The organism is Pseudonocardia sulfidoxydans NBRC 16205, from assembly GCF_007989085.1.
Lineage (GTDB): Bacteria > Actinomycetota > Actinomycetes > Mycobacteriales > Pseudonocardiaceae > Pseudonocardia > Pseudonocardia sulfidoxydans.
Genome location: NZ_BJVJ01000051.1, coordinates 35,049 through 44,406 on the forward strand (window position 1 = coordinate 35,049; position 9,358 = coordinate 44,406).

Genomic DNA, 9,358 nt, shown 5'->3' on the forward strand with positions numbered 1-9,358 from the left:
GTGGCGCGCAAACGATTTCGATCGTGAGACGGAGGGGCCGTCATGTGCGCTCAGTGCCGCGCGCCGAGCTCTCGGGTCGACTGGTACGCAGCCGGCGCGCCCGACACCCTGGCCGGGCGGCGCACCGCCCGCACCGAGCTGGCAGCCGCCGCCACCCGCCAGCTCGCGCCGCTCGGGCTGCGCGTCGATGCCCATCCGGGGTCGATGACGCTGGCGGTGCGGTCGGCGACAGGCCGGACCGTCGTGGTCACCCGGCTCGACGAGCTGGCCGACGCGGTGCGGACGCTCACCTGCCGCGAGATCGACCCGCTCGACGTGCCGTGATCGACGCGCCGCTGGTCTCCGGGTTTCTCGGTGCGGGCAAGACGACGTGGCTGGCCGAGCATCTGCGCCGACACACCTGCGATCTCGTCGTCGTCAACGACGTCGCCGACCAGGGTGTCGACGACGCGTTGCTGCGGGAGGCGGCGTCGGCGGCGGGCGCGCGGGTGGAGCCGATCGTCGGCGGCTGCCTGTGCTGCGACCGCGCCGACGAGCTGCGCCGCGTCCTGCTCGCCGAGATCGGGCGCCGGCACCGCGGGGACGCGGTACGGGACGGGCGGGTCGTCGTGGAGACGTCCGGGCTGGCCGCGCCGCACCGGATCACCCGCATGCTGGCCGACGACCCGGTGCTGCGGACGAACCTGTCGCTGCGCTCGCTCGTGGTCGTCGTCGACGGGCTGGGCGGCCGACGGCTGCTGAGGCACCGTCACGGTGTGCGCGAGCAGGTGACGCTCGCCGACCGGGTCGTCCTGTCGCGGGCCGATCTCGCGCGTCACGGCGAGCTGGAAGAGCTGGCGGCGACGGTCCGGCGGCTCAACGCGACCGCGGAGCTCGCGGCGTCGACGCTCGGCGCCGAGCGCCCGGTGACGCCCGCCGACCCGGCCGTGGCCGATGTGTTCGACGACGACGGGACCGTCGCCGAGCCCGACGTGCGCTCCTGCCGGGTCGATCTCGCCGAGGGCACGAGCTGGGCCGAGTACGCGTTGTGGCTGGAAATGATGCGCCGGGCGCATCCGGAGCGGCTGCTGCGCAGCAAGGGGATCGTCCCGACTCGGGACGGGCGGCTGCTGGTGCAGTCGATGGGCGGGGACGTCGCGTCGCCGGTGCCTGCGCCGGCGGGCGTCGACACCGGGATGGTGTTCGTGCTCGACCGGATCGCTCCGGAGGTGCTCGTGCGCTCGCTGCGCGCGCACGTCCCGAGCGCCGGCGTCTGAGCTCTCGCGGACCCGGAGCGAGAAAGTTTGCGCACGGTTTTCGCGTTCCTCTACGCATGATCGCCCCAGGTGAAAGCCTGGTCGTTGACGTTGTATGCATCTCGACCTACTCTTTTACGCAATCGTTCGCGTGCACTGGGTCACCCCACACTCGCGGGCGTGGATTCACCGCGAACGACCGCACCCCACGACGTCAGGAGAACTGCATGTCGAAGGAGATCAAGGTCTGCGTCGGCGCCGACATCGACGCGGTGGCCGGATGGCTCGGTTCGTACGGCGGCGAGGACTCCCCCGCCGACATCCAGCGCGGCATGTTCGCGGGCGAGGTCGGCATCCCGCGCCTGCTGAACCTCTATCGCAAGTTCGACATCACGACGACGTTCTTCGCCCCCGGGCACTCCATCGAGACGTTCCCGCACCGCATCGAGCAGATCGTCGAGGCCGGGCACGAGATCGGCGCCCACGGCTACTCCCACGAGAACCCCATCCTCATGAGCCCGGAGCAGGAGGAGGACGTCCTCAACAAGTCGATCGAGCTGATCGAGCACTTCTCCGGCTCACGCCCGCGCGGCTACATCGCCCCGTGGTGCGAGCTGTCCCCGGTCACCGCGGACCTGCTGCTCAAGAACGGCTTCCGCTACGACCACAGCCAGGCCTACCACGACTTCCAGCCGTTCTACGCCCGCACCGGCGACACCTGGACCAAGATCGACCTCTCCGGCCCGGCCGAGAAGTGGATGAAGCCGCTGGTCCGCGGCGACGAGATCGACCTCGTCGAGATCAACTTCAGCTGGTACATCGACGATCTCCCACCGATGATGTTCATCAAGGGCAGCCCGAACAGCCACGGATTCGTCAACCCTCGCGACATCGAGCAGATGTGGCGCGACCAGTTCGACTGGGTCTACCGCGAGTACGACTACGCGATCTACCCGATCACCATCCACCCCGACGTCTCCGGCCGCCCCCACGTCCTGCTCATGCTGGAGCGGCTCTTCGAGCACATCCTCGGCCACGACGGCGTCAGCTTCGACACCTTCGAGAACGTCGCCGAGGACTTCCGGAGGCGCTTCCCGTTCGCGGAGAACAAGCGCTACCCGTTCGACCGCGACCTGTCCTGAGCCGCGACCTGCCCTGAGCCGCGACCTGTCCTGAGCCGCGACCGGCTCTGGCCCTCGACCCGCCTGACCCTCGACCCGCCCCGCGTCTCGACCTGTCCGGAGGAGAGTTCGTGAGCCCCGCCCGCCCGCACGTCCTCGTCGTCACGATGGGCGGGACGATCGCCTCGGTGCCCGACGCGGGGGGCCACGACGCGGTCCCCCGTCTCGGCCCCGACGAGCTGCTGGCGTCGGTACCCGGCGCCGACCGGATCGCGACGGTCAGCACCGAGTCGTTCCGGCAGTACCCGTCGGGCGACCTCACGGTGCGCGACGTCGTCGAGCTGGCGCAGCTGGTCGTCGAGCACACGGGCAAGGTCGACGGGGTGGTCGTCACCCAGGGCACTGACACCCTGGAGGAGACGTCGTACCTGCTCGACCTGCTCCTCGACGACGACGCACCACCCGTCGTCCTCACCGGGGCGATGCGCAACTCGGGACTCGCCGGGGCCGACGGGCCCGCCAACCTGCTCACCGCGCTGAAGGTCGCGGCCGACGAGCAGGCCCGGCGGCTCGGCCCGCTCGTCGTGTTCGCCGACGAGATCCACCTGCCCCGCTTCGTCCGCAAACTGCACAGCTCGAGCATCCACGCGTTCGGGTCGCCGAACGCCGGACCGGTCGGCTGGGTGACCGAGGACCGCGTGCGGATCTGGCTCGCGCCGCGCCGGCGCGACCCGGTCTGCACGCCCGGCGATCTCCCCGACGACATGCCGTCGATCGGGATCGTCCGCGTCGGGCTGGGCAGCGACCCGATCCGCCCCGAGCACGTCACCGGGTTCGACGGGGTGGTCGTCGAGGCGTTCGGCGGTGGTCACGTACCGGGGCGGGTCGTCGAGTCGCTGTCGGGGATCGTCGCCCGGATGCCCGTCGTGATGACGACCCGGACCGGGGCCGGCGAGCTCTACGAGTCGACCTACGCCTTCCCGGGCTCCGAGCGCGACCTGCTCGGACGCGGAGTCATCAGCGGTGGCGCGCTCGACGGCGCCAAGGCCCGGCTGCTGCTGACCCTGCTGATCGCGAGCGGAGCCGACCGCGCCGCGCTCCGCCGCCGGTTCGCGGCGGTCTGACCCGGCACGACGCGGCCCGGCGCCCGGGCCCGCGGACTGCCCGACCTCACAACCTCACCCACCTCGCACGTCCGGTCGCCCACGTCCGCGCAGGTCCGCGGGGGTGGCGGCAGCACGGCCCGCACGACCCACCGTCGTCCGTCGGATCACCCGCGCCCGCGAGGAGTCCCTGCCATGCCATCGATCGTTCTCTCACCCGCCGACGAGGCGGCCCGCATCAACGCGGCCGTCACGCGCATCGACGTCCGGCGCGCGACGCACTCCGCCCGCCACACGGCCACGGGGACGTCGTGAGGCGGGCCGGACGACGGGTCCTCGTCGTCGGCGCCGGCGTGCTGGTCGACGCGTCCCGCGTCGTCGGGCAGTCATCCTGCGCCGCGCGCCGCTCGACGAGCTGACCGAGAAGGCGGCCGCGTCGTCCGGTTCCTGACGTCGGACGCCGCCACCGACGTCACCGGCCGGGAGACCGTCCTGAGGTCCGGGTCGCGTACCTGCGCGGATACAGTGGCGCGCAGACCGAGGATTCGGGAGGCGCAGCGTTGGCGGCATCCGAGCCGGTGACGCTGGCTCAGATCGCCAAGCGCGCCGGCGTCCACATCTCGACCGTGTCCAGGGCGTTGGCCCTCAACTCGACCGGCGTCGGGCTCGACACGGCCACCCGTATCCGGGCGATCGCCGAGGAGATGGGCTACCACCCCGACCCGGCGGCGTCGGCGTTGCGCACCCGGCGCAGCGGGGCGCTGGGGATCATCGTCCCCCGTATCACCGACTACGTGCTGGCCCGCATCTACGAGAGCGCCGACGACGCAGCGCACGCCCGCGGGTACACGACGCTCGTCGCCAACTCCAACGACGACCCCGGGCTGCGCATGGAGCGGCTGGAGAAGATGCTGGCGCGTCGCGTCGAGGGCTTCCTGATCGGCGACGCCCGGCTCGACGGTGACGACCTCGTGCAGGCCCTCAAGCGGCGCGGCATCCCGTACGTGCTGGTCAACCGTCGGTTGCGGGGTCATCCGTCGGTCACCACCGACGACGTCCGCGGCGGGCGGCTCGCCGGGGAGCACCTCATCGGGCTGGGACACCGCAACGTCGGGGTGATCGCCGGGCCCGAGTACGCGAGCACCTGCGTGGAGCGGACGCACGGGTTCGTGGAGCGGTTCCTCTCGGCGGGGATCAGCGTGCCGGACAGCTGTGTGCAGCCGTCGGCACCCGACGGTGAGGGCGGGCACGCGGGCGCCGATGCGCTGCTGACCCGCCACCCCGAGATCACCGCGCTGTTCGCGATCAACGACTTCGCCGCGATCGGGGCCGTCGGCGCCGCACGGGAGCACGGCCGGATCGTGGGCCGCGACATCGCGGTCATCGGCTACAACGACATCCCGCTGATGAGCTGGTTGCCGGTGCCGATGAGCTCGATCGCCTCGCCGATGGACGAGATGGGCCGCCGCGGGTCGGAGGCGTTGCACGACATCCTCACCGGCGTCGACCGCGAGCCGGAGCTGCTGGAGCCGACGCTGCAGGCCCGCGATTCGACGTTGCGCGTCGAGCTGTAGGCCCCGTCCGGCGGACGACCTCCACCGCCGGAACGAATAGCGTCAACCGGACGAATCCCCCCGAGGAGGCGTTCGTGGACTCGTCGATCATCTCGGTCGTGCTGCCGGTCGTGCTGGCCGTCGTCATGTTCGGGCTCGGGCTCAGCCTCACGGTGGCCGACTTCGCCCGCGTCCTCACCGCGCCCCGCGCCGTGCTGGTGACGCTCGCCTGTCAGATGATCGTGTTGCCGCTCATCGTGTTCGGGCTGGTCGTCGCGTTCGGGATCGGACCCGACCTGGCCATCGGCATGATGGTCCTGGTGGTGTCGCCGGGCGGGGCGACGGCCAACGTGTTCAGCCATCTCGCCCGCGCCGACGTCGCGCTCAACATCACCGTGACCGCCGTGAACTCGGTGCTGGCGATGATCACGCTGCCGTTCGTCGTCGTGTTCTCGGTGCGGTTCTTCGCCGGCGCCGAGGCGACCATCGGGCTGCAGCTCGACAAGCTCGTGCAGGTCGCGGCCATCGTGCTGGTTCCGGTGGCGCTCGGGATGCTCGTCCGCCGGCGGTGGCCCGCGTTCGCCGAGCGGATGGAGCGGCCCGTGCGCATCGCGGCGGTGGTGGCGGTGTTCCTGGCGATCGCCGCAGCGATCCTGCAGCAGCTCGACCAGTTCCTCGACGGGCTCGTCGCGATCGGGCTGCTGTGCCTGCTGGTCAGCATGCTCAGCCTGGCGGTCGGCTACACGGTGCCGCGGCTGGCCCGGATCGAGCACCGCCAGGCCGTCGCCGCGGCCATGGAGATCGGCATCCACAACGCCGTCCTCGCCATCACGGTGCTGGTCACGGTGCTCGACAACCCCGCCGCGGCGCTGGCTCCCGCGATGTACGGGGTGCTGATGTACGTCCCGGCGGCGATCTTCGTGCGGATCGTCGTGCGCGGGCGGGTGCCGATGGGCTCACCGGTCCGCGGGTCGTGGGCGGCAATAGTCGCTATAGCGACTATTGCCGCTCACAGGCGGTCGTCAGGCGACCGTGGCCGCCACCCGGGTCCCGATCTCCGACGCCGTGATCAGCGACTCCTGCCCGGCGACGGGCGGGGTGCCGTAGACGAAGTACGTCTCCGCGGGCAGCGTCGCGCCGCCGATGGCGATACCGGTGTCGAAGTCGGCCAGGTCCCAGGTGACGGTCTCGAAATCGGGCTCCAGCTCCAGGATGCCGGAGTTGCCGAACAGCTCGATCCGGTTCCCGCCGGGCTCGAACACGTAGAGGAACGCGCCCTGGGTGATGCCGTGGATGTCGGGCCCGGCCTCGATCTGCACGCCGTACTCGCGGCACAGCTCCGCGGCGTCGGTGTTGTGCTGAGGAACCCCGTACCAGAACGCGAGATGGTGCAGCCGCCCGCGCGAGCCGGTGGAGTCGGCCATGATCGCCATCTCGTGGCCCAGGATGTTCACGCTCATCCACGCGCCGATCTCGGTGCCGCCCCCGGCGACGTCGACGACCCGCTCCCGCGTCCCGAACCCGAGGGTCTGCTCGAACATCTCCTTCTGGACGGTCACGTCCGACGCCATCAGGTTGACGTGGTCGAGCCGGCGCGGGGGCAGCCCCTGCAGGGGCCGCTTGGAGCGCCGCGTCAGGATCGGGCTGCGCAGCTCCGGCGGGGCGAGGTACTTCTCGACGTCCCAGACCAGCTCCATCGGGTGCCCGTCGGGGGACTCGAACGCGAAGGTGCGCCCGACGCCGAGGTCGCCCTTGGTCCACCCGCGACCGAGGCCGGCCCTGTCCAACGCGTCGGCGCGGCGTTCCAGGGCGTCCGCCGAGGTGGTGCGCCAGCCGAGGTTGGCCAGACCGGGCGCGTCGGCGGCGGTGACCTTGAGGCTGTGGTGGTACGGGTCCTCGTAGCAGCGCAGGTACACCGAGTCACCCTGGCGGGCGACCTCCCGCATGCCGAGCAGCTCGGTGAAGAACCAGAGCGTGCCCTCCATGTTCGGGGTCAGCAGCTCGGCGTGAGCGAGATGGGCCAGTTCGAAACGGGGGTTCATGACTCCTGCTCGGTGTGGTCGGCCGACGGGGCCGGGCGCCAGCGCCGCAGCGCCGTCCCCGACTCGTAGGCCTGCGGGGACGGGTAGGTGACGAGCTCGACGGTCGAGCCCCACGGCGTGCGGGCGTAGACGTAACGGTTGCCGGGCCCCTCGTCGCCGCCCGGCAGCTCGCCGGGGGCCGACAGCAGGGTGCCGCCGGCCTTCTCCAGCCGGGCCGCGGCCGCGTCGATGTCGTCGACGTAGACGCAGAAGTGCTGCAGCCCGTAGTCCGACGGGACCGCCGGGTCCCGTTGCGGCACACCGGAGTAGGTGAACAGCTCCAGGTTCGGGCCGTTGCCGAGGCGCAGCATGCGGATCGCCTCGATCGTCGCGCCGGCCGGGACGCCCAGACCCGATTCGATCGCCGGGCCGGACAGCGCCTCGTCGATCATGTCGTAGACGTGTTCGGCGCCGAACGCCTCGGCGAAGAACGTCGTCGCCTGCTCCAGGTCGGGCACGGTCAGCCCGATGTGCTCGATCGCGCGCACGGTCATCGTCGTCTCCGCTCAGATCTCGGCCGCGGCCCAGAACCCGGACTGGGTGGCCTCGTACATGCGGCCACCGCGGGCGCGGGTGCCGATCTCGCGGACCCGCTCACCGTCGACGGCGTCGGCGAGCACCCGCGACGGGGTCCGTCCGGTCGCACGGACGGTCGTGGCGCCGCCCGGGTCGGCGACCCCGGTCGCGACGGTGACGCCGTGCTCCTCCAGCAGCCCGGCGAGGTGCCCGTTCTGCATGTCGTTGGTGTCGACGCCGACCGCGTCGAGCGGGGACACCAACGTCGTGCGCCTGCCCTGCTCCGCGAGCCAGAGCGCAGCGAACATCGCCGTCTCGGTCTCCCCGAAGACGGTGACCTCGTCGCCCTCGGGGAGGGCACCTGACGCGAGCATCGCGACGGCGTCGACCCCCTCGTCGCCCGCGACGGTGCCCGTCGCCAGCAGCACATGGTCGAACCCGGCGCGGTCGACGTCGGCGACGTCGGTCCCCAGCCGGACCTCGACACCGGCCAGGGTCAGCTCGTCGGTGTAGAAGCCGATCAGGTTCGCGATCTCCGCGCGGAACGGGCTCGCCGCGCCCCACGCATGCAGCTGGCCCCCGACCCGGTCGTCACGTTCGACGAGGACGACGTCGTGCCCGCGCTCGGCAGCGAGCAGCGCCGCCTCGCAGCCCGCGGGGCCGGCCCCGGCCACCAGCACCCGCTTGCGGACGGGCGCGGGCCGGCGCGCGTCGGCGGCGCGCTTCTCCTGGCCCAGACCGGGGTTGATGACGCACTGGGTGCGCTGCCCGTTGAACATCCAGCGCGAAACGCACTCGTTGACAGCCAGGCAGCGCCGCACCCGGCCGACCTCTCCGCGGCGCGTCTTGGCGACGGTGTCGGGGTCGGCGAGCTGGCTGCGGCCCAGCGACACGAAGTCGAGCTCGCCGTTGCCGACGGCCTTCTGCAGGTCGTCGAGCAGCCAGGTCAGCCGGCCGACGCCGATCACCGGCACCGTCACCCGCTCCTTGACCGCGCGGGCGTAGGGCAGCAGCGACCCGGGGGCGACCATCGGCAGCAGCGTCATGGCGGTGTCGTAGTTGCCGCCGGTGATGTCGAGGGCGTCGACGAGCGGGTCGAGCAGCTCGCAGAACGCGAGCCCGTCCTCGGTGGACAGGCCGCCCTCGTACGGCTCCTCCAGGCTGAGCCGGTACAGCACCGGGAAATCGGGTCCGACCTGTTCGCGGACCGCCTTCACGACCTCCAGCGCGAACCGGGCCCGGTTCTCCAGCGGCCCGCCCCAGTCGTCGGTACGCCGGTTCGTCTTGGGCGAGAGGAACTGCGACAGCAGGTACCCGTGGGCGCCGTGCAGCTCGACGGCATCGAACCCGGCAGCGACCGCGCGGCGCGCCCCCTGGGCGTAGAGGTCGATGAGCCCGGGGATCTCGGATTCCTCGATGGCCCTCGGCGGCGTCCCGAACGCGCTGGTGATGCCCGCCGTCGGGGCGATCGGCGGCTCGTTGCGCTCGGTGTTGCCCTGCGAGTTCTGCCGGCCGGTGTGGTGCAGCTGGACCGCGATCTTCGCGCCCTCGTTGTGCACCGCCTCGACCAGGTCGGTGAGCCCGGCGCGGAACCGGTCGTGGTCGATCCGCATCGGGTTGCCGACCGTGCGGCCCAGCTCCCAGTCGACCGACGTGTTCTCGGTGATGATCAGGCCGATCCCGCCGCGGGCGCGCGCCCGGTGGTACTCGATCAGCCGCTGGTCGACCTCACCCCACGTGGTGGCGAAC

8 protein-coding genes and 1 pseudogene are annotated in these 9,358 nt (G+C 71.8%); 6 read left to right on the plus strand and 3 right to left on the minus strand.

All coding sequences use genetic code 11. From position 1 onward, the window contains the following. Positions 1-42: 42 nt before the first annotated feature. The 6 genes and pseudogenes from PSU4_RS31465 to PSU4_RS21490 form a co-directional block, all read left to right on the plus strand. Positions 43-324: a hypothetical protein gene (locus tag PSU4_RS31465; protein WP_186817103.1), complete on the plus strand. Its 282-nt coding sequence runs from the start codon at positions 43-45 to the stop codon at positions 322-324. Then, a complete protein-coding gene (locus tag PSU4_RS21470) occupies positions 321-1,256 on the plus strand; it encodes a CobW family GTP-binding protein (RefSeq protein ID WP_186817104.1) in 936 nt (311 codons plus the stop codon). The genes PSU4_RS31465 and PSU4_RS21470 overlap by 4 nt, the downstream gene beginning before the upstream one ends. Before the next feature lie 206 nt (positions 1,257-1,462). Next, a complete protein-coding gene (locus PSU4_RS21475; protein ID WP_147111390.1) occupies positions 1,463-2,377 on the plus strand; it encodes a polysaccharide deacetylase family protein in 915 nt (304 codons plus the stop codon). A 110-nt stretch (positions 2,378-2,487) separates the two neighbouring features. Continuing rightward, entirely contained in the window at positions 2,488-3,480 is a 993-nt protein-coding gene (locus PSU4_RS21480) for an asparaginase (protein ID WP_246115262.1), read from the plus strand. Positions 3,481-4,019: 539 nt separating this feature from the next. After that, positions 4,020-5,033, plus strand: a complete 1,014-nt coding sequence (locus tag PSU4_RS21485) for a LacI family DNA-binding transcriptional regulator (protein ID WP_147111393.1) — start codon at positions 4,020-4,022, stop codon at positions 5,031-5,033. 125 nt (positions 5,034-5,158) lie between these two features. After that, a pseudogene (locus PSU4_RS21490) lies at positions 5,159-5,875 on the plus strand (bile acid:sodium symporter family protein); the annotation flags it as partial. A 159-nt stretch (positions 5,876-6,034) separates the two neighbouring features. Here the strand turns inward: PSU4_RS21490 and PSU4_RS21495 are convergent. The 3 genes from PSU4_RS21495 to PSU4_RS21505 form a co-directional block, all read right to left on the minus strand. Next, entirely contained in the window at positions 6,035-7,054 is a 1,020-nt protein-coding gene (locus tag PSU4_RS21495; RefSeq protein ID WP_147111396.1) for a VOC family protein, read from the minus strand. Next, positions 7,051-7,587 carry a VOC family protein gene (locus PSU4_RS21500; RefSeq protein ID WP_147111400.1) on the minus strand — a complete coding sequence of 179 codons (537 nt, stop codon included), beginning with the start codon at positions 7,585-7,587 and terminating at the stop codon, positions 7,051-7,053. The genes PSU4_RS21495 and PSU4_RS21500 overlap by 4 nt, the downstream gene beginning before the upstream one ends. A gap of 12 nt (positions 7,588-7,599) precedes the next feature. Then, the coding region (locus PSU4_RS21505; RefSeq protein ID WP_147111402.1) for an oxidoreductase at positions 7,600-9,358 on the minus strand (1,759 nt) is incomplete at its 5' end.